This window comes from Clostridium lentum (assembly GCF_014287815.1).
Classification (GTDB): Bacteria; Bacillota; Clostridia; order Clostridiales; family Clostridiaceae; genus Clostridium; species Clostridium lentum.
The window spans coordinates 65,046-86,884 of record NZ_JACOOQ010000005.1; the positions used below are offsets into that span (position 1 = coordinate 65,046).

General features: G+C 30.1%; 18 protein-coding genes and 1 pseudogene. All 19 read left to right on the top strand.

Annotation, left to right across the window (positions count from 1 at the left end):
- Nucleotides 1–141 precede the first annotated feature (141 nt).
- Nucleotides 142–357 (top strand): hypothetical protein, encoded by a 216-nt coding sequence (locus H8R92_RS04405; protein WP_308779218.1) that lies wholly within the window; start codon nucleotides 142–144, stop codon nucleotides 355–357.
- A 13-nt stretch (nucleotides 358–370) separates the two neighbouring features.
- The gene (locus tag H8R92_RS04410) at nucleotides 371–2,077 is read left to right on the top strand and encodes a MutS-related protein (RefSeq protein WP_302623608.1); all 1,707 of its coding nucleotides are present in this window, start codon (nucleotides 371–373) and stop codon (nucleotides 2,075–2,077) included.
- Between the two features lie 10 nt (nucleotides 2,078–2,087).
- Nucleotides 2,088–2,687 (top strand): YdcF family protein, encoded by a 600-nt coding sequence (locus H8R92_RS04415; protein ID WP_022211115.1) that lies wholly within the window; start codon nucleotides 2,088–2,090, stop codon nucleotides 2,685–2,687.
- Between the two features lie 99 nt (nucleotides 2,688–2,786).
- Nucleotides 2,787–3,536, top strand: a complete 750-nt coding sequence (yaaA, locus tag H8R92_RS04420) for a peroxide stress protein YaaA (RefSeq protein ID WP_022211116.1) — start codon at nucleotides 2,787–2,789, stop codon at nucleotides 3,534–3,536.
- A gap of 27 nt (nucleotides 3,537–3,563) precedes the next feature.
- Complete coding sequence (locus H8R92_RS04425; RefSeq protein WP_186834843.1) at nucleotides 3,564–5,171, top strand: MutS-related protein; 1,608 nt, start codon at nucleotides 3,564–3,566, stop codon at nucleotides 5,169–5,171.
- A gap of 305 nt (nucleotides 5,172–5,476) precedes the next feature.
- On the top strand, nucleotides 5,477–9,238 hold the full coding sequence (locus tag H8R92_RS04430; RefSeq protein WP_022211118.1) for a phosphoribosylformylglycinamidine synthase: 3,762 nt from the start codon (nucleotides 5,477–5,479) through the stop codon (nucleotides 9,236–9,238).
- Nucleotides 9,239–9,249: 11 nt separating this feature from the next.
- The gene (gene purE, locus H8R92_RS04435) at nucleotides 9,250–9,729 is read left to right on the top strand and encodes a 5-(carboxyamino)imidazole ribonucleotide mutase (RefSeq protein WP_022211119.1); all 480 of its coding nucleotides are present in this window, start codon (nucleotides 9,250–9,252) and stop codon (nucleotides 9,727–9,729) included.
- A complete protein-coding gene (gene purC, locus H8R92_RS04440; protein ID WP_022211120.1) occupies nucleotides 9,729–10,433 on the top strand; it encodes a phosphoribosylaminoimidazolesuccinocarboxamide synthase in 705 nt (234 codons plus the stop codon). The genes purE and purC overlap by 1 nt, the downstream gene beginning before the upstream one ends.
- An 88-nt stretch (nucleotides 10,434–10,521) precedes the next feature.
- Complete coding sequence (purF, locus tag H8R92_RS04445) at nucleotides 10,522–11,940, top strand: amidophosphoribosyltransferase (protein WP_022211121.1); 1,419 nt, start codon at nucleotides 10,522–10,524, stop codon at nucleotides 11,938–11,940.
- Nucleotides 11,941–11,958: 18 nt separating this feature from the next.
- Nucleotides 11,959–12,960: a phosphoribosylformylglycinamidine cyclo-ligase gene (purM, locus tag H8R92_RS04450; RefSeq protein ID WP_022211122.1), complete on the top strand. Its 1,002-nt coding sequence runs from the start codon at nucleotides 11,959–11,961 to the stop codon at nucleotides 12,958–12,960.
- Entirely contained in the window at nucleotides 12,948–13,550 is a 603-nt protein-coding gene (purN, locus tag H8R92_RS04455; protein WP_022211123.1) for a phosphoribosylglycinamide formyltransferase, read from the top strand. The genes purM and purN overlap by 13 nt, the downstream gene beginning before the upstream one ends.
- Nucleotides 13,551–13,562: 12 nt before the next feature.
- Entirely contained in the window at nucleotides 13,563–15,065 is a 1,503-nt protein-coding gene (gene purH, locus H8R92_RS04460) for a bifunctional phosphoribosylaminoimidazolecarboxamide formyltransferase/IMP cyclohydrolase (protein WP_022211124.1), read from the top strand.
- A gap of 125 nt (nucleotides 15,066–15,190) precedes the next feature.
- Nucleotides 15,191–16,441: a phosphoribosylamine--glycine ligase gene (gene purD, locus H8R92_RS04465; protein ID WP_022211125.1), complete on the top strand. Its 1,251-nt coding sequence runs from the start codon at nucleotides 15,191–15,193 to the stop codon at nucleotides 16,439–16,441.
- A 158-nt stretch (nucleotides 16,442–16,599) separates the two neighbouring features.
- On the top strand, nucleotides 16,600–17,202 hold the full coding sequence (locus H8R92_RS04470) for a YARHG domain-containing protein (protein ID WP_186834818.1): 603 nt from the start codon (nucleotides 16,600–16,602) through the stop codon (nucleotides 17,200–17,202).
- A gap of 114 nt (nucleotides 17,203–17,316) precedes the next feature.
- A complete protein-coding gene (locus tag H8R92_RS04475) occupies nucleotides 17,317–18,312 on the top strand; it encodes an IS1595 family transposase (RefSeq protein ID WP_436231586.1) in 996 nt (331 codons plus the stop codon).
- Between the two features lie 151 nt (nucleotides 18,313–18,463).
- A complete protein-coding gene (locus H8R92_RS04480; protein WP_186834819.1) occupies nucleotides 18,464–19,399 on the top strand; it encodes a hypothetical protein in 936 nt (311 codons plus the stop codon).
- A gap of 193 nt (nucleotides 19,400–19,592) precedes the next feature.
- Nucleotides 19,593–20,438: a hypothetical protein gene (locus H8R92_RS04485; RefSeq protein WP_022211491.1), complete on the top strand. Its 846-nt coding sequence runs from the start codon at nucleotides 19,593–19,595 to the stop codon at nucleotides 20,436–20,438.
- A 750-nt stretch (nucleotides 20,439–21,188) separates the two neighbouring features.
- Nucleotides 21,189–21,581 (top strand): annotated as a pseudogene (locus H8R92_RS04490) (DUF6323 family protein).
- 19 nt (nucleotides 21,582–21,600) lie between these two features.
- Nucleotides 21,601–21,822: a hypothetical protein gene (locus tag H8R92_RS04495; RefSeq protein WP_022211954.1), complete on the top strand. Its 222-nt coding sequence runs from the start codon at nucleotides 21,601–21,603 to the stop codon at nucleotides 21,820–21,822.
- Nucleotides 21,823–21,839: the final 17 nt, after the last annotated feature.

Here is a 21,839-nt window from a genome sequence, read left to right on the forward strand (position 1 = left end):
AAAAGTAAAGAGGGGTGGGGATTTAAATGTTAGATAGAATTGTAATGTATTTAGTGCAAGCTAGGTACTATTTAGAAAGTTCCCTTGCTATAGGTTGAAGAAGATAAGATGAAAGATGAATATATCTTACAAGTGCGGAATATGTGTAAGATATTATATCCTCTTAATATTAATATAGATTATTTTCCAACCAATTTTATTGTGAAAGATGAAGTGCTTTGGTATATAGATTATGAGTGCAATGAATATATGGAGCAGTGGAATTTTGAAAACTGGGGAATAGAATACTGGTCTAAAACTAAAGACTTTAGGGAATATGCTCTAAAAGATAAAAAGGAAAAAAATAATATGGAATAAAGGGGAGGAATAAGTGGAGATAGGAATGTGGACAAAGCTTGCAATTATCGCAATGCTTATAGTGTTATTTATTTGTACAGTGTATTTTAGCAGTAGTAAAAGAAAAGAAAAATTGTTTTTAAAATATAATAAGAGTTTTGGTAAAGAACCGCAAAACTATAATAAAGAAGCTAATATAGAGTTTTTAAAAGATTTTTACAAAGCCAGGAAAGAAAATGAAAATGAAAATGAAGAAGAGGTAATTGATGAAATTACCTGGAATGATTTGGATATGAATAATGTATTTCAAAGGATAAATTATACTAATACTACCCTAGGTGAAGCATATTTATATAAAAGTATTAAGGAAATAAAGTATAGTAAAGAAAAATGGGATGAATTAGAAGGGCTTATTAAGGTGTTTTCAGAAAATGAAGACTTAAGAAATGAAATTAGATACAATCTTTCTACCATTGGAAAACTAAATGATCCAAAAGTATTTAATTTTATATATAGACCACAATTTAATAAGGTGCAAGGATATTTTAAATATCCTATTTTAGCAGGAGGATTTATTGCTTCGCTGCTGTTATGTATTATAAATTCTAAAATAGGAATTGGATTATCCATATTTTTCTTTTGTGCCAATATACTATTTTATCAAAGTGGTAAAACTGTCTTAGAAGATAGCTTTAAGATTATGAATTATTTAATAAATAATGTTATTGTTTGTCAGAAGTTATGTAAAATAAATCATAAGGAATTTAGAAAATATAAAAAGAAATTTAGAAAGATATTAGCTAATTGTAGAGAGTTAAATAAGATAAAGAGATATAGCTATTCATTAGTAAGAAAAAATAGTTCAGCATTGCTAGATGCTGATTTAGTTTTAGAGTATTTAAAGATGTTTTTTATGGTAGATATAATAGCATATCATAATATGGCCTCCATATTAGAAAAGAATAAAAAAGAATTCCAAGAAATATATGATTTAATAGCAATGATAGATTTTGCCTTATCTGTAGCTTATTATAGGGCAAGCCTTCAAGAATTCTGTCAGCCTATATTTTTAGAGAAAGATTATATAGAGTTGGAAAACCTTTATCATCCTCTTATTGATGAGCCAGTGAAAAATTCCATTTTCATAAAGGACAACATAATATTTACTGGGTCAAATGCTTCAGGAAAATCTACTTTTATTAAAGCTATAGCTTTAAATTGTATTTTGGCACAAGGATTGAATACAGCTTTATGTTCTAGCTATAAATGTAAGTTTTCTAAGGTTGTGACATCAATGGCCATTAAGGATGATATCTTAGAAGGAGATAGTTACTTTATTGCAGAAATAAAAAGTTTAAAGAGACTATTAAATTCATTAAATGGTGAAATACGTGTTTTAGCTTTTATAGATGAAATCTTAAAGGGGACAAATACCGTTGAAAGAATAGCTGCCTCTGCATCTATCTTAGATTATGGCAAAGAATCAAAGGCTAAGATTTTAGTGGCTACCCATGATATGGAACTTACAGAGATGCTAGGAGAAAAATATGATAATTATCATTTTAGAGAAACAGTGACAGATAAAGAAGTGTTATTTGATTATAAGCTTCATAAGGGGCCTTCTAAAACAAGAAATGCCATTAAATTGTTAAAGGCAATGGATTTTGATAAAGAGGTTGTAAATACAGCCAATGAAATCTATAGTGATTTTATAATTAATAAGAAATGGGACAGGCTATAAAGGGTAGAAAATGATTTATTTAAAGGATATTAGTGAATTTATTTTTTTATGTAATGAACCAAAAAAAGCAGATATTATTTTTTTGCCAGGAGGATCATATCCAGAGATTGCAGAAGAGGGTGCAAGGCTTTGGAAAGAAGGATATGCACCATATGTATTGCCCTCTGGAAGGTATAGCAAGCTTCTAGGGAGTTTTTCTGGCGTAGCTTCCAAGAATCATATATATAATAAAGAATATGAAACAGAATGGGAATTCCTTAAAGATGTATTAATTAAAAACGGCGTCAAGGAAGAGGCAATATTAAAAGAAGATAAAGCAACTTTTACATATGAAAATGCTTTATATTCAAAAATGGTTACCGATAAATTAGATATGGAAATAAAAACTGCAATTATCTGTTGCAAAAGCTTTCATGCAAGACGTTGTCTTATGTACTATGAAACTGTATATGAGAACACTAATTTTATTATTTGCCCTTCAGAAGTTAAAGGGATTAATAAGGAAAATTGGTTTAGTAGTGAAGAAGGTATAATTACTGTTTTGGGAGAGCTTGAAAGGTGTGGAAATCAGTTTAAAGATATATTTAAAGATAAGTATATAAGAAAATAGAGTGGAAAAAACACTCTATTTTACTTTGTTAAACTTTATTTTTAAAAGGTAAATAATATGTTATACTAAATAATAATTAATATTAGGAGTTGAAAAAGTATGAACATAATTATTTCACCAGCAAAAAAGATGAATGTAAATAATGATGATTTAGTTAATGAATATAAACCAGTATTTATGGATAAAACAAATATCCTTTATGATAAATTGAAATCTCTTTCTTATGATGAATTAAAGAAGCTGCTTGTATGTAATGATGATATAGCAGAATTAAATTATGATAGGTATAAATATATGAATTTAGATAAAAATCTATCGCCAGCAATTTTGACATATGAAGGAATTCAATATAAATATATGTCGCCAGATTCTTTTTCTGAAGAAGAATTTAACTATATAAAATCTCATTTAAAGATTTTATCAGGATTTTATGGTGTGCTTAATCCTTTTGATGGAGTAGTACCTTATAGATTAGAAATGCAAGCAAAACTTAAGGTAGATGATAAGAAAAATCTTTATGAATTTTGGGGGGATAGCCTGTACAATGAATTAAGAAAAGAAAGTAATGTGATCTTGAATTTAGCATCAAAGGAATATAGTAAATGTATAGAGAAATATTTAAGTGAAGATGATGTTTTTATAACTTGTGTCTTTGGGGAACTTAATGAAGATGGAAAAATAAAAGTTAAAGCTACAGAGGCTAAAATGGCTAGAGGACTAATGGTAAGATATATGGCTTCTAATAATATTACAGAGATAGATGATATTAAGAAATTCGTTGACTTATCATTTAAGTATTCAGCAGAATATTCTACTGATAAAGAATTTGTTTTTTTAAAACAAATATAAGCTGAGGAGGGTAATATGGGATATTTAATGATTTTAATTATAGTTATTTTTGCAGTATATTATGTAGTAAATGACAAAAAAGGAAAATTAGAAGTTTTTAAAAGATATCATGGAGAGGAAAAGAGGATAGTTACAGCTATAGATGACATAAGATGCTTTTTTGATATGAGAGAGGAAGATGAATATACATTAGATGATCAGACTTGGTATGATTTGAATATGGATGAAGTATTTAGAAAAATAGATAGAAGTTACTCCAGTGTGGGAGAAGCAATTTTGTATAGTATGCTAAGAAATCCTCTTATTAATAAAGAAGAAATAGTTGAAAGAGGAAAGAATATAGAAGCTATAAAAAATGATATAGACTTAAGAGCTAAACTAAAGTTAATTTTCTTTAACTTGGGATATGATAAGAAGAATAGGTTTATTGAAATGATTGAAAGCGAAAGAAAACCTAATAAGAGTAAGTATATAATATACAATATCTTAGGGAAAGTAATGCCCATAACATTTTTACTACTGTCCATATTTCTACAAAGACCAGAATTTTTAGCTGCCTTGGCTTTAAATATGTGGATTAATCTTTTTATTGCAGAAAAGGAACGTAAAAATGTTTCCACTGGAGGCCTTATTTATTTAAATAGGATGCTAGATGCAGCAGAAAAGATAGGTAAACTTAAAGGTGAGAGTATAGTAAATAATGAAGAAATAAAAAAGGTTATGAAAGGGCTTCAGGGAGTTGTAAGTAAGATAAGCATAATACATATTTTTACCATGTATGGAGGGTTTCTTGAAATATTTTCAGTACCATTTTTAACTGTTGAAAGTGCTTACTATGGAGTAATTAATGAATTAAATGATAAAAAGGAAAGTATCTTAAAGCTATACGAACTTTTAGGAGAAATAGAAGCATATATATCTATATGTGGATTCATAGAGGCTAAGGAAGAATATATAACAAAGCCTGTGTTTAAAAATCAGGTTAATATAAATATAGTAAATGGAATACATCCATTACTAGAAGAACCTGTTGCCAATACAATACATTTAAATAAAAAGGGAATGGTGCTTACAGGAAGCAATATGTCTGGTAAATCAACATTCTTAAGGATGGTGGGAGTAAATATTATTCTTGCGCAAGTTTTTGATTTGGTACTAGCAGAAAAATATGAAGGCTCAATATTTAATATAGTTACTTCAATAAGTCCTAAGGATGATGTTAATGCTGGAAAAAGCTATTATATGGCAGAAGTTGAGGGGATTCTTAGAATTATTGAAGCACTTAAAAAAGAAGTACCTGTATTTTGCATGATAGATGAAATATTTAGAGGGACAAATCCTATTGAAAGAGTTGCATCATCGGCTGCAATTTTAGAATATATAAACAGATATAATGCCATAACATTTGTGGCTACTCATGATAGAGAGCTAACGGATATGTTAAATGATAAATATGAATTTAGGTATTTTGCTGAAAATGTTGATAAGAAAAATGGAATGACTTTTGATTATAAGATAAAAAATGGAATATCTAAAACTAGAAATGCCATTAAGGTGTTAGAATATGTAGGATATCCTAAGGAAATAACTGAATATTCTAAAGAATATGCTAAAGAGCTTGATAAAATAATCTGATTTATGTATCTTTAAGAATATAAAGCGTCCAAACTGTACAAAATAATAAGGAGCCGGAGCAGGGTTACGTATTTTTTTGCTGCATGCATAAGCATGTGGCTTTTTTTATATATAAATATATATATTTATATATGAAACTGCCGATAATATTCGTAAAATGTATAAATTAAATTCCTTAATTGGTATAAAAAGAGAAAAATGCATTGACAAAGTAAAAATTCATTGTTAGTATAATAATATAAACGAAAAATAATTACATAAAATAAATTAATATTCGTATTCTCAAAACTGAATGGAGGCATGAAATGATAGGGTGTAAAAGTATATTTGTTGAAAAGAAAAATAGATTTAATGTTGAAGGTAAGAGCCTTTTAGAAGATTTTAAGACAAATCTTAGAGTAGAAAGTTTAGAAAATGTAAGAGTAGTAAATAAATATATTTTAGGAAAGGTCAATGAAGAAGAGTATAAAAAATCATTATATTCAGTTTTTTCAGAGAAAACTGTAGATAATCTTTATGAAGAGAAGATACCTATGGACAATGAAGAAATAGCTTTTGCTGTTGAATATTTACCAGGTCAATACGACCAAAGAGCTGATTCAGCATCAGAATGTTATGCATTATTGACTGCAGGAAAGAGAATAGAAGTGAAAACTGCTAAAGTAATTATTTTAAAGGGAAATTTAAGTGAAGAAGAAGTTCAAAAAATTAAGCATTACTATATTAACCCAGTTGATTCAAGAGAAGTAGATATATATAGTAAAGAGCTTTTAAGTGAGCTTGAAGATCCAAAAGATGTGGAAATAGTAAATGGATTCATACAAAAAAATGACGAAGAAATTGCTTTTTACCATAAAGAATTAGGATTAGCTATGAGTGTTAATGACCTTCTTATGATAAGAGATTATTTCAAGAATGAGGAGAGAAATCCAAGTATCACTGAAATAAAAGTAATTGATACTTATTGGTCAGACCATTGTAGACATACAACATTTTCAACAGCTATAGAAAATGTAGAAATAGAAGAAGGAAAGCTAAATAATCCTCTTATTAAATCTTATAATGCATATTTAAAGTCAAGAGATTTTGTTTATGGCAAGGAAACTACTAGAGATGAAAATCTTATGGATATAGCAGTAATTGTTATGAAGGAAATGCGTAAAAAAGGTTTATTAGAAGATTTAGATGTTTCAGAAGAAATAAATGCTTGTTCTATAAATGTAAACATAGAAACTGATAATGGTAATGAAGAGTACCTTGTAATGTTTAAAAATGAAACTCACAATCACCCAACAGAAATTGAACCTTTTGGTGGTGCAGCAACTTGTCTTGGAGGAGCTATTAGAGATCCATTATCAGGTAGAACATATGTATATCAAGCTATGAGAGTAACAGGAGCAGCTGATCCAACAGTAGAAATTGATGAAACTTTAAATGGAAAGCTTCCACAAAGAACTATCGTTTTAGGGGCAGCTCATGGATATAGCTCATATGGTAATCAAATTGGACTTGCAACAGGACAAGTATCAGAAATATATCATCCAAATTATGTAGCTAAAAGAATGGAAGTAGGAGCTGTTATAGCAGCAGCACCAAAAGAAAATGTTGTAAGAGAAGAACCAAAAGCTTCAGATTTAGTAATCCTTTTAGGAGGAAGAACAGGAAGAGATGGTATAGGTGGAGCAACAGGTTCATCAAAAGAACATACTGAAGAGTCAATAAATACATGTGGAGCAGAAGTTCAAAAAGGTAATCCACCAACAGAAAGAAAAATTCAAAGATTATTTAGAAATGAAAAAGTAGCTAAGATGATCAAGAGATGTAATGACTTTGGTGCTGGTGGAGTTTCAGTTGCAATAGGTGAATTAACAAGAGGATTAGATATAAACTTAGATATGGTTCCTAAGAAGTATGAAGGTTTAGATGGAACTGAGATAGCAATATCTGAATCACAAGAAAGAATGGCAGTAGTAGTAAATAAGGAAGATGCTAAAGAATTTATCAGTCTTTCAGCAGAAGAAAACTTAGAAGCTATTGTTGTGGCAGAAGTAACAGATACTGAACGTCTAAGAATGTTCTGGAGAGGTGAAAAGATAGTAGATTTAAAAAGAGAATTCTTAGATACAAATGGAGCTAGACAAACTACTGATGTAAAAGTAGAACTACCAAAAGAATATCCATTAGCTATAGGTGAAGAAGTTAATGTTAAGGAAAGATGGATGAAAACTCTTACAGAACTTAACGTGGCTTCACAAAAGGGGTTAGTTGAAAGATTTGACTCTACCATTGGATCAGGAACAGTAATGATGCCTTTTGGTGGAAAGTATGCATTAACTCCAGCAGAAGGTATGGTAGCAAAAATACCAGTTTTAAATGGTGAAAGTAAAGATGCTACACTAATGAGTTATGGATTTAATCCTGAACTTGGTATGTGGAGTCCATATCATATGGCTTATTATGCAGTAATAGAATCTGTAACAAAAATAGCTGCTATGGGTGGAGATTATAGAAAAATAAGATTAACATTCCAAGAATACTTTGAGAGATTAGGTAATAATCCATCAAGATGGGGTAAACCATTTGCTGCATTACTAGGTGCATATCAAGCTCAAAGTGATTTAGGACTTCCAGCTATAGGTGGAAAAGATTCAATGTCAGGAAGCTTTGGTCAATTAGATGTACCACCAACACTTGTATCTTTTGCAGTAGCTGTGGAAAAGGCAAGTAAGATAGTTTCTAATGAACTTAAGAAAGTTGGAAGTAAATTAGTATTACTAATGGCTGAGAAAAATGATGATTATACATTAAATGTTGAAACATTTAAAAACAACTTAGAAGCATTATATAAATTAACTTCTAATAAAAAAGTGTTATCAGCTTCAACAGTTAGATTTGGTGGAATAGCAGAAACACTTTCTAAAATATCATTTGGTAATAAGATTGGTATTAAATTCAATAGTTTAAGCAAGGAAGAGTTATTTGGCTTAAATTATGGAAGTGTAATAGTAGAGGTAGCAACTGATGAAGACTTAAATAAAGCCTTTGAGGGATGTAGCTATAAAGTAATTGGTGAAACTATAGAAAAGCCTGTAATTATATCAGAAGAATATGATTTCACTTTCAATATAGATGATTTAATAAATGTATATGAAAAGAAATTATCTACAGTGTTTAAAATTAAAACTGAAAAGTCACAAGAATCAGTTCTAGAAATTAAGGTTGAAGAAAAGAAAATAATATTACAAAGTAGTCCAAGCATCAAGACTGCTAAACCAAGAGTAATTATACCAGTATTTCCAGGAACAAACTGTGAATATGACTGCAATAGAGCATTTACTAAGGCAGGAGCTAAAACTACAGAATTAGTGTTTAAGAATTACTCTAAGAGTGCATTACTTGAATCAATTGAAGCACTGGAAAAACAAATAAGAGAAAGTCAAATAATAATGATTCCAGGAGGATTCTCAGCAGGAGATGAACCAGATGGATCAGGAAAGTTTATTGCTACAATCTTTAGAAATGAAAGAATTAAAGATGCAGTAAATGATTTACTAAAAAATAGAGATGGATTAGTATTAGGTATCTGTAACGGATTCCAAGCATTAATTAAATTAGGTTTAGTACCATATGGTGAAATAGTTGATATAGAAGAGAATATGGCAACATTAACTTACAATAATATCAATAGACATATGAGCTCAATAATAAGAACTAAGATTACATCTAACAAATCACCTTGGTTTAGTGAAGTAAATGTAGGGGATATTCACAATGTAGCAATATCTCATGGGGAAGGTAGATTTATTGCAAATGAAGAGCTATTAAGACAATTAATTGCTAATGATCAAATAGCTACTCAATATGTGGATTTAGAAGGACATGTATCACTGGACATGCCATTTAATCCAAATGGTTCAGTTTTAGGAGTAGAAGGAATAACAAGTCCTGATGGAAGAGTTTTAGGGAAGATGGGACACTCTGAAAGAATTGGAGAAGACCTATATGTAAATGTTCCTGGAAACTTCGATCAAAAGATCTTTGAATCAGGTGTTAAATACTTTAGATAGGAGCGTTTTTTATGAGAGTTGCAATATTTTTTGGATCAAAATCTGATACGGAAATAATGAAGGGAGCTGCTAACTGTTTAAAGGAATTTGGTATTTCATATAAAGCATATGTTTTATCAGCTCATAGAGTTCCTGAAAAGTTAGAAGAAACTTTAAGAGATATAGAAGCTGAAGGCTGTGAAGTAATAATTGCTGGTGCAGGCCTTGCAGCACACCTTCCAGGTGTAATTGCTTCACAAACAGTAATTCCTGTCATAGGAGTTCCTTGTAAAGGAGCAATAGAAGGTCTTGATGCATTATTTTCAATAGTGCAAATGCCAAAATCAATTCCAGTGGCAACTGTAGGTATCAATAATGCTTACAATGCAGGAATGTTGGCTGTACAAATGTTATCAATTGGTGATAAAGAGCTTAAAGCTAAATTAATTAAATATAGAAAAGATATGAAAGAAAAATTTATTGCTGAAAATGGTGAAGGAGTGGATCTATAATGGAAAAATTAGAAATGATGTACGAAGGTAAAGCAAAGAAAATATATGCTACAGATAAAGCTGATGAAGTAATTGTATATTACAAAGATGATGCAACTGCTTTCAATGGAGAAAAGAAAGGTCAAATAGAAGATAAAGGTGTAATGAATAATGCTATAACAGCTACATTATTTGAAATTTTAGCACAAAATGGAGTACCAACTCACTTTATTGAAAAGTTAAATGATAGAGAACAATTATGTAAGAAGGTAGAAATAGTACCTCTAGAAGTAATAGTTAGAAACGTGGCAGCTGGTTCAATGGCTAAGAGATTAGGATTAGAAGAAGGAACAGAGCTTAAGACTACAGTATTTGAATTATCATATAAAGATGATTCTCTAGGAGATCCATTAATAAATGACTATCATGCAGTAGCCATAGGAGCAACTACTTTTGAAGAGTTAAATAAGATATATGAATTAACAGCAAAAGTTAATGATATTTTAAAGGGATTATTTTTAAAAGCTAACATTAATCTTATAGACTTTAAATTAGAATTTGGAAGATATAATGGTGAAATAGTTTTGGCAGATGAAATTTCACCAGATACTTGCAGATTTTGGGATGCGACAACTGGAGAAAAGCTTGATAAAGATAGATTTAGAAGAGACTTAGGAAATGTTAAAGATGCCTATGTTGAAATATTAAGCAGACTTCAAAAATAATTTATAATGAAAAATTAAAAATTGAGGATGAAATTTTCTCCTTAATTTTTAATTCTACATTTTACATTAAGTTTCGGGGGTATTAAGAATGAGTCTTAAGGTAGACAATATTATAATGGATCCAAGTAATGATAAGTTTAAGGATGAATGCGGTGTATTTGGTGTTTATTCAAATAAGGAAATGGATGTTGCTTCAATGACTTATTATGGATTATATGCACTTCAACATAGAGGGCAGGAAAGTGCTGGTATAGCAGTTGCCAATGGAGCTGAAATAAATATGCATAAAGGAATGGGGCTTATTACAGAAGCCTTTTCACAAGAAAGTCTTGCAATATTAAAAGGGAATATAGCTATTGGGCATGTTAGATATTCCACATCTGGTGATACAAGGATAGAAAATGCGCAGCCACTTTTAAGTCAAAGCAAATTAGGATCTATTGCAATGGCTCATAATGGAACGCTTGTTAATGCAGATGTTATAAGAGAGTTATTGGAAGAGGCTGGACATGTGTTCCATACATCAATAGATTCAGAAGTTATAGCAAACCTTATAGCTAGAGGAGCTAAGAAAGGTGTTGAAAAAGCAATTTTAGATGCTATTCAGGCAGTAAGAGGTTCTTTTGCCATGGTTATCTTAACAGAAAATAAGCTTATAGGTGTTAGAGATCCACATGGAATAAGACCTTTATGTTTAGGAAAGATTGATGAAGGATATATCTTATCATCAGAAAGTTGTGCCCTTGATGCTGTTGGTGCAGAACTAGTTAGAGATATAGAACCAGGTGAGATAATTGTCATAGATGAAAAAGGTATTAATTCATACAGATATTCAGAAAATACGCAATGTCAAACTTGTGCATTTGAATATATATACTTTGCTAGACCAGATTCGATAATTGATGGACTTGATGTACATGAATCAAGAATAAGAGCTGGGGAGCAATTGTTTAAAGAACATAACATTGAAGCAGATGTGGTAGTAGCAGTACCAGATTCAGGAATACCAGCAGCTATAGGATATTCTAAAGCTTCAGGAATACCATATGATACAGGTTTTGTAAAAAATAGATATGTAGGTAGAACTTTTATTACTCCTTCTCAAGAAATAAGAGAAAGAGCTGTAGCAGTAAAATTAAATCCATTAAAAGCTAATGTAAAAAATAGAAGAGTAATTTTAATAGATGATTCAATTGTACGAGGAACAACCTCTAAGCATTTAGTTGAATCTTTAAGAAGAGTAGGAGCAAAAGAAGTACATTTCTTAGTGGCATCGCCTGTGGTTAAATATCCATGTTACTTTGGAATAGATACTCCATACAGAAAAGAGCTTATAGGAGCAAATCATTCATTAGAAGAAATCAGAGAAGCAATTGGTTGTGATTCTATTGGATACTTATCAATGAAGGGTATGTATAATTGTTTTAAGGAAGATCAAGGTTATTGTGTAGGATGTTTCAATGGAGTATATCCTGTGGCAACTCCTATAGAAGAAAAAGGTGCATAAGAAAGGTAGGATTTAATAATGATAACATATAAAGAAGCTGGAGTTAATATAGAAGAAGGTTATAGATCAGTAAAGCTAATAAAAGAATATGCCAGTAGAACAATGAGTGAATATGTGTTAAATGGTCTTGGAAGTTTTGCTGGAATGGTGGAATTACCAGAAGGATATAAAAAACCAGTTTTAGTGTCAGGTACAGATGGAGTTGGTACCAAGTTAGAATTAGCTTTCAAAACAAAGAAATATGACACTGTAGGTATTGACTGTGTGGCTATGTGTGTTAATGATATCTTATGTCATGGTGCAAAACCACTATTTTTCTTAGATTATATAGCTTGCGGAAAACTAGAAGCAGAAGTGGCTGCTGATTTAGTCAAAGGAGTATCAGATGGATGTGTAGAGTCAGGTTGTGCTCTAATTGGTGGAGAAACTGCTGAAATGCCAGGGTTCTATAAAGAAGGAGAATATGATATTGCAGGTTTTGCTGTAGGTATTGTAGATAAGGATAAAATCATCAATGGAAAAGACATTAAGCCAGGTGACAAGCTTATAGGTATAGCTTCATCAGGAGTACATTCTAATGGATTTTCTTTAGTAAGAAAACTATATACTGATTTAAATGAAGAGTTTAATGGTGAAGAGGTATGGAAGACGCTTATTACACCAACTAAATTATATGTAAAGCCAGTATTAAGCTTAATTGAAAAGTTTAATATTAAAGGGATGAGCCATATAACAGGTGGTGGATTTATAGAAAATGTTCCAAGAATGTTTAATGGAGCAGAGCTTACAGCTGAAATAAGAAAAGACAGCTATCCATTGCCAGCAATCTTTGAAGATATGATTAGCAGAGGCGTTGCTAGAGATCATATGTATAATACATTTAACATGGGTATAGGATTTGTTTTATGTGTAAATGAAGCTGATGTACAAGCTATTTTAAATGAATTAGAAGCTATGGGCGAAAAGGCATACGAAATTGGCGTTGTTACAGCTGGAGGTGAAGGAGTTTGCTTAAAATAGCAGTACTTGTATCTGGTGGAGGTTCTAACCTCCAGTCAATTTTAGATTATGAAAACAAAAACTATCAAGTGGAAATGGTTATTGGCAGTAAGGAAGGTATTTATGGCTTGGAAAGAGCAAAAAATGCAGGTGTTGAAACTTTTGTTGTATCTAAAAAAGAATATGGCAGTGAAGTTTCAAATAAAATACTAGAGCTGACTAAAGGTAAAGTAGACTTAATAGTTTTAGCAGGATATCTTTCAATTTTGGATGGGGAAATACTGAGAGAATTTAAAAATAGAATAATCAACATCCATCCATCATTAATTCCAAGCTTTTGCGGTGATAAGATGTATGGAATGCATGTTCATAATGCAGTAAAGAAATCAGGGGTAAGATACACAGGATGTACAGTGCATTTTGTTAATGAAGAAGTAGATGGTGGAGCAATCATCTTACAAGAAACAGTACCGGTGTATTTTGAAGATACTGCAGAAGATATACAAAAAAGAGTATTAGTACAAGAGCATAAATTGTTACCAAAGGCAATAGAGCTTATTGGTGATAAGAAAATTCAAATAATAGACGGAATAGTAAAGATAGATAAATAGGAGGCTTTTTATATGATTAAGAGAGCGTTAATTAGTGTGTTCAATAAGGAAGGTATATTAGATTTTTCTAAATTCTTATCAGAAAATGGTGTTGAAATAATTTCAACAGGAGGAACTTACAAGCACTTAAAGGATAATGGGTTAAAGGTTACTGAAGTTAATGAAGTAACAAATTTCCCAGAAATGTTAGATGGAAGAGTTAAAACATTACATCCTATTATTCATGCTGGTATTCTTGCAATAAGAGATAATGAAGAGCATATGGAAACTATCAAGGAAAGAAATATAGATACTATTGATATGGTAATAGTTAATTTATATCCATTCTTTGAAAAGGTTAGAGAGAACTTATCTTTTGAAGAAAAAGTTGAATTCATTGATATTGGTGGACCAACAATGCTAAGAGCAGCAGCTAAAAACTTTCAAGACGTTGTAGTTATTTCAGATGTAGCTGACTATGAAGCTGTTATGAATGAAATAAAGGAAACTGGTGATGTAAGTTATGCTTTAAGAAAGAAATTAGCAGGAAAAGTATTTAACCTTATGAGTGCATATGATGCAGCTATTTCTAACTTCCTATTAGGAGATGAAGAATATCCAGAATACCTTTCAGTATCATATAAGAAGAAACAATCTTTAAGATATGGAGAAAATCCACATCAAAACGCAGCATATTACACATCAACTGAATTTGATGGAGCTATGGAAGACTTTGAAGTTTTAAATGGTAAAGAGTTATCTTATAACAATATTAAAGATTTAGATATTGCTTGGAAAGTAGCTAATGAATTTGAAGAAATAGCTTGTTGTGCATTAAAACATAATACTCCTTGTGGTGTAGCTATTGGAGAGTCTGTTTTAGAAGTTTATAAAAAAGCTCATGATGTAGATCCAGATTCAATCTTTGGAGGAATTGTAGCAATTAATAGAACTATTGATAAGGCAACTGCAGAAGAGATGTCTAAGATATTCTTAGAAGTTATTGCAGCTCCAGGGTATGATGAAGATGCTTTAGAAGTATTAAGAGCTAAGAAGAATTTAAGAGTAATTAAATGTAATACTAAACCATGTGCTAAAAAATATATGGTAACAGTTGATGGTGGTATTTTAGTACAAGAAGAAGACACTAAGCTTTTAGATGAAATGAAAGTTGTAACTGAAAAAGCTCCAACTGATGAAGAAATGAGAGATATGATCTTTGGTATGAAGGTTGTTAAATACGTTAAATCTAATGCCATAGTAACAGTGAAGGACGGAGTTGCTGTTGGTATTGGTGGTGGACAAGTTAATAGAATTTGGCCAACACAAGATGCACTTAGAAGAGGTGAAGGGGCAACTATATTAGCTTCAGATGCATTCTTCCCATTTAATGATATTGTTGATGAATGTGCTAAGTATGGTATAAAGGCAATAATTCAACCAGGTGGATCAATAAGAGATCAATTATCAATAGATGCCTGCAATAAACATGGAATTGCTATGGTATTTACAGGAGTAAGACACTTTAAACACTAAAAAAATTAAAAATTAAAAATGAAAAATTAAAAGTTAATCCATCATATTGATATAATGTAAGTTAATTTTTCATTTTTAATTCTACATTCAATTATTTATAATGTTCGAATGATGGAGGATTTATAATGAAAGTTTTATTAGTTGGTTCTGGTGGTAGAGAGCATGCATTGGCTTGGAAGATGGCTAAAAGCAATAAGGTTTCTAAGATATTTGTAGCTCCTGGTAATGGTGGAACTGCCATAGAAAATAAATGTGAAAATATAAATATAACAGATATAGATGAATTAGTTGTTTTTGCTAAGAACAATGATATAGCATTAACTGTTGTTGGACCAGAAGACCCATTAACTAAAGGGATTACAGATAAATTTAAGGAAGCTGGCCTAAAATGTTTTGGGCCAGATAAAAATGGTGCACAGCTGGAAGGTAGCAAAAGCTTTTCTAAAGACTTTATGAAAAAGTATGGAGTTAAAACTGCCGAGTATGGTACTTTTACTGACTGTAATGAAGCAAAAGCATATTTAGAAAGCTGTGAATACCCAATAGTTATCAAAGCTGATGGTTTAGCAGCTGGTAAAGGTGTTGTTATAGCAGAAACTAAGGAGATGGCTTTAAATACCATCGATGATTTTATGGTATCTGATATATTTAAAGGTGCTGGACAAAAGGTTGTTATAGAAGAGTTCTTGGAAGGTGTAGAAGCATCAATACTTTCAATTTGTGATGGTAAAACTATAATACCTTTTATTTCAGCTAAAGACCATAAGCAAATTTTTGATGGTAACAATGGTCCAAACACTGGAGGTATGGGAGTTGTGGCTCCAAACCCATACGTTACAGAAGAGGTAATGAAGGATTTTGAAGAAAATATCATGACAAAGACTTTAAATGGTATTAAGGAAGAAGGCTTTGATTTTAAAGGAATAATTTTCTTTGGTCTAATGATTACTAAAAAGGGAACTTACCTTTTAGAGTATAATGTAAGAATGGGAGATCCTGAAACACAATCAGTTTTATCTTTAATGGAAAGTGATTTGGTGGAGATTATTGAAGCTGCACTAGAACAAAGGTTAAATGAAGTGGAAGTTAAATGGATGGATGGAGCTTGTGTTAATGTGGTTTTAGCATCAGGTGGCTATCCAGGAAGTTTTGAAAAAAGCTTTGAAATTACCATTGATGAATCTATAAAAGATAAAGTATTTTTAGCAGGAGCACAGCTACAAGATGAAATTTTAAGAACTAGCGGTGGTAGGGTATTATCTGTTGTTGGTTTAGGAACTACAGTAGAAGAAGCAAGAAAAGATGCATATGAAAAAGTGGAGTTAGTTAACTTCCAAGGGAAATACTATAGAAAAGATATTGGCATAGCAAAATAAAAGTATTTTTTACCCTATAATAGTAATTTTATAAATATGGTCAATAATGAGAAAAAGCGGATTAGTAATAATCCGCTTTTTAATATGGGGATTTAATGAATGAAAATTTATCTTTATGAATAGTATATATTGCAAATAAAAAAGCAATTAGGAGCGTTATGAAGAAGAAAATTGTTAGTGTGATAGTGGCAATTGTTTCGGTAGCTTGTTTTATTGGATGTAGTAGGCCAGCTGATAAAGAAGAGGTAGACATAGAATCAATAAAAGAGCAAGTACGGGCAGAGCTTGAAGAGGAAAATGAGAAAGCTAAGGAAGAAGAAGAGGAAAAACGTCAAGAGGAAGAACGGATAAAAGAACAAGTTAAGGAAGAGGTAGAACGACAAAACGCTAAAAATGATAATAAGGATGTAAATATTAATATAACTGAGGATTCTAAACCAGATTCAGTGGTGATTGTACAAGAAAAGCCACAACCTGTATATTATAGTAGTGATTTTATTTTTCCACAAAGTAGCACCGAATATTTATCTCAAAGTCAAGTAAGTAGTCTTTCTGATTATCAACTTGGCATAGCAAGAAATGAAATTTATGCAAGACACGGATATATATTTAAGTTAGATAGATTTAAAAGTTATTTTGAATCACAAAGCTGGTATGTACCAAGATATTCAGATGCCAGCAGCATAAGTTTAAATGAAATTGAAACTTATAATGTTGCCCTTATTAAGGCTGAGGAAGATAGCAGAGGAATACAGTGGTAAAAAATTTTATATTATCAATATAAAAGGCTTTGTTTTAATAAACTGTTGAAATTTGATTAACCTCTATAAATATGGTTATAATATATAATATAACTACTATTTAGGAGGTTTTTTATGCCAAGAGTTAATAATGTTATTCAGCAAGTTTCACAATTAAATACATATGAGCAAGAGAAGGTATTTGATTTTTTAAAGACTGTATTGATGTCAAATGGAATAACTAACTCTATAGATGAAGAAATCGCTGAAAATAGATTTAACAAGGGGAAGTGCTGTCCTTTTTGCAATCATGATAAAATATCTAAGTATGGAAAATATCATTGTAAGAATGGCGTTAAACAAAGGTATAAATGCCAAAATCCAGAGTGCAAAAAAACTTTCAATGATTTTTCTAAATCCCCAGTTTCAAGTAGTAAAAAGGGATTAGATAAATGGCTACTATATGCTCAATGTATGATAAATGGTAACACTATTAGGCAATGTGCCGAAATTGTTGAGATTAATATTGCAACAGCTTTCTTTTGGAGACATAAAATTATAGACGCTATTAGAAAATTTATTGGCTACGGCTCTCTTGAGGGTGTTATTGAACTCGATGAGACATACTTTGCCCTTAGCTATAAAGGGAATCATAGCAAAAGTTCTAATTTTACTATGCCAAGGGAATCAAGAAAGCGTGGTAAAGAAATAAATACAAGAGGTATATCAAAGGAATTTGCCTGTGTATTATGTGGTGTAGATAGATTAGGAAATATATATACTGGTTTAATATGTGATGGCAGACCTAACTATACTGATATAAATAGGGCTTTATCAGAGGTTGTTGAAGAAAATTCTATTTTATGTACTGATAAACATAGGAGTTATATCCCATTTGCGGCTCAACATAATTTTGAATTACATCAAATTAGGGGCGGGAGAAAAACTGTGGATATTTATAATATTCAAAGAGTCAATGCTTTTCATAGTAGCTTAAAAAGATGGATAAGAAAGTTTAATGGTGTTTCAACCAAGTTCCTAACAAACTACCTATTTTGGTATAAATGGACCCAATTATTTAAAACAGAAATGGAAAGGAATAAACCTAAAAAAGTTCTTTATTCATGCTAATTCAACACATTCTGTATCTTTAATAAAGGATTTTAAGATTAGAAGACCAATATATGTATAAAGGTAAAATTTGTTTTAATTTTACTATTTTTAGTGTACAATAAATATAATGATTGATGAACAATTGTATTATATTGTGAGGAGATTTGAAATGAATAAAAAGCTAATTTTAAAATTATTATTATTAACATTATTATCTTTTTCTCTTATCTCATGCGAACAAAAATATAACATTTCTAAATCTAATAAAGAAACTCAAACATCTATAGAAAAAGAAGAAGGTAATAGAAATCAAGATAGTTTACCTGGAGAAGAAGAAAAGAATAATATAAATCAAGGTAGTGACAATGTTATAGATGAAGAGAATACTGAAAATAAGAATATTAACAATCCTGAATTGTTTGTTGTTGCAGGAGGACGTAATAAAGTTTCTGGAATCTGTGAATATTCTTTAGCTGAAATTAATGCGGGTCGAAAAATTAAGCCTCCAATTAGCAACAAGAACTCTACCACCTATATTGTAGAAAGTGATGAGAATATCTATATAGATGTAATCTTTGAAGTATATAGCTTGATGAATAAAGCTGAAGTAGCTGGAGATATGATAAATACAAGAATAAAAATCAAAAATGTTGAGTATCCTTGTCTTTTCCTTGTAGAAAGTACTGATGGAACTAATTTAGAAAAATATGCTTTAATAAATCCTTTGGAAACAAAAAGAATTCATTATCTATCCCAAGTACCTACAGCAGACGCAACTACTGGTGAATTTGAAATTATTTTAACTATAAACGGAAAAGACTTCAGCAATAAGTTTAGTTTAGACAGTCTTCAATATTCTATAAAGGAAAATATGCAGGAAGATGTAAAACAAAGCTTAACAGAAGAAGAATATTATAAGATAATAAAAGAAGCTAAACAACGTCAACAGGATTATATTGATTCTATTGATGATTCTCATATTAAGCAGTCAGTACAAACCTCATACTCTGCTGCTATTGCAGAATCAACAGCATTGCATATAAAATATCCAGATGATACGGATACTATAGATTCAGCTTTAAAGAGAGTTCTTAATGGAGAATAATATTAATATATTGCGATTCAAATAGGATGTCCAAATGGACATCCTATTATGTTATGCTAATTTCAACACTATTTTAAAACAAAGCCATATAAAATAAAAGCGGATACTTTTAATCCGCTTTTTAATTATAACACAATATACAAATTTTCATATAGGAATATAATATATTATTAATGTTCATTGAGGAAAAGTAATGGGGCATAAATATAAAAAACATCATAAAGCAGAGAAAAAGAATATATCTGAAAATGATAAAAAAATTTTATATTTATTAAATATTCAGTTGCAATCAATAATGATATATTTAACTGCAGATGTATTCTTTTATAATTTTGCACTTATATTACTTGAATCAGCATGTGGCAATAAATCAGACTATAAGCCCAATGAAAATGTATTTTTAGTTAATGGTTGTGTTTTAGCACTTATAGCTAGTATATTAATATCCCATGTAAGTTTTACGGCTTATGAGAATATACACTTTAGAGATTTAAATGGGGAAATTGATTATAGTACCAATCCAGAAGAAAGTATAGCCATTTCTTCATTATATCTAATATTACTTTTTTTTATTAATTTAATTGGTGCTATAGAGTTATACAAAAGAGTGAACATTTGCACAATAAAAGTAACTCCTCAATGGATTATGGTACTAAAGATTCAGCTTCAAGCATATAAAATTAGATTTTTAGGAGATTATTCATTTTTAATTGCTACTTTAGAAAGTTTTGAACTTATAAATAGTAAGTATGATAATAGTAAAAGTAATGGTAAAAGTAATATTCAAAATCCAGATATTCCAGCATTAATTGGAGCATGTTTATACTTAGTTGAAAGAATTATGTTATTGTATGTAAGTTATCAAGTGTATTCACACTTAGTTAATGAGTGTGGTGATGTTATAGATTCTAAATACTTAGAACCTAATAAGCTTGCCATATTAGGAAATATAATAGGAGTTATTGCAAATAGTGTTTCTTTACAATCGTTTATAGAAATTTATAAGAGAAATGTTGATAGACCTATATTTGGAAGATGAAAAATCAAACTTTATTGTTATAGAAGTGTAAAAATAAAGTTTGATTTTTTACTTTTAATAATAAAATAGACATAATAATAATATGATATATTGATATAAGATTTTTAAGGTATATAAAGGAGCGTAGTATGAAAAGAGAAACTGAGCAGCTTATTCAGTAAACATTAGAAAATGTAGTAGGTTATATTGATCAATTACCTAATGGAGAGTTTATTCCTTCATCATGGCAACCACCAAAAGGATTTAAAAATGAAAGATTTAAGGTTAATAAGATCATAATATACCATTACCAAAAGCAGTTATTGCTATTTCACCTTGAAGTAATGCAGCAAATGATTTTCCATCAGTAAAAACAAATATTGAAAAGGATGTGATACTTGGAAGATATGGTCTTAAAATGAGTAATCAGATAGATAATCCTATTTATTTCTAAGGTGCAAATTATAAAGAACCCTATTTAGAAGAAAGCAAGGCTGCTTGGCAAGAAATGAGAGAATTCCTAGAGGAAATTTTCTAAGTTATATATTATTTTATAAGTTAAGTAGCTAAATTGAAAAAATAGAAAAGTGCTGAAAACCGGATTTATCATAAGGTTTTAGCACTTTTTTTACATATCTATATTACCACAAAATTACTAAAAATTCAAGACTGGCACTTATTTATAGTAAGGAGTAAGCTGTATTAGAGGTGATAGTAATGAGTGAAAATATTATTTTAACTATTCTAAATATAAAGAAAAAACAATTAATAATGAATATAAAAAAGTGTAATGAATTGACCATAAAATTTGGTGTTTCATTATCAGATGAGGCCATAGAAAGATTAATTAATAAAAGGTTTGAAGTATTAAAAAATACTGGGAGAATTGAATTTGATGAAGGTATTTTAAAAAAGTTAATTGAAGCATTTTGTGATTCACCATATATTATGCAAAATAATTATGAAGAAACTTTAGAAGAATTGTAGGATATTTTTTATTTTTTTAAAGGAGAAGCCATGGAGCAGATATCTGATGATGAACTTATTGAATTTATGAAAAGAGATTTTGATGGTAAATGTCAAGGCTCAATAGAGTATTTAAGTGGAACCAGTTTAGAAGAACTTTGCCGTGGTACAAGATATGGTCTTAATGGTTTAGAGTAAGGCTTAATAGGAGGGTGCTATGGATCATAATAATTTATATTATGTTAAGAATACTGCTTTAAATCTAGTTCCAAGAATAGAGGCGGCAGTTAGCAATAATGATTTGCAAAATATCTTTTTAAGCTTCAGATCACAGGAAGAAGAAATAATGCTATTAAAATACTATTTAGATAATAATGGAAATGATAATCCTTCAAATACTGGGTGGGAAAATAAGTTTAAAGAGTTATTAGATAAATGATAGCTCCTTTAATTAAT